Here is a 455-nt window from a genome sequence, read left to right as displayed (position 1 = left end):
CCCATCTGCGTGTTCTCGCGCGACGGATCGCCGACGCGCAGCTTGCGTGCGCCTTCGACCAGACGCTGCATGAACGTGTCGTAGATCGAGCGCTGCACGAACAGGCGCGAGCCCGCGATGCACGCTTCGCCTGACGAGCTGAAAATGCCGTACAGCACGCCGTTGACCGCATGATCGAGATCGGCGTCGTCGAACACGATGGTCGGCGACTTGCCGCCGAGTTCGAGCGACACCGGCATCAGCTTGTCCGCCGCGATGCGCGCGATGCCGCGGCCCACTTCGGTGCCGCCCGTGAACGACACCTTCTTCACGAGCGGATGACGCACGAGCACGTCGCCGATCACCGAGCCCTTGCCCGGCAGCACGCTGAGCACACCCTTCGGCACGCCCGCTTCCTCGCAGATGCGCGCGAGCGCGAGCGACACCAGCGGCGTGACTTCGGCGGGCTTCAGCAC

Annotated in this window: 1 protein-coding gene; it reads right to left on the bottom strand. The window is 67.3% G+C overall.

Translation table 11 applies throughout. From position 1 onward, the window contains the following. Positions 1 to 455: aldehyde dehydrogenase family protein (locus tag VSR34_RS38550; RefSeq protein WP_342965250.1), on the bottom strand; the 455-nt coding region annotated here is incomplete at both ends.

The organism is Paraburkholderia sp. JHI2823, assembly GCF_038900695.1.
In the GTDB taxonomy this organism is placed as follows: Bacteria; Pseudomonadota; Gammaproteobacteria; order Burkholderiales; family Burkholderiaceae; genus Paraburkholderia; species Paraburkholderia mimosarum.
The sequence above is the reverse complement of the archived record's forward strand: the minus strand, read 5'-3'. Positions and strand labels throughout refer to the sequence as shown.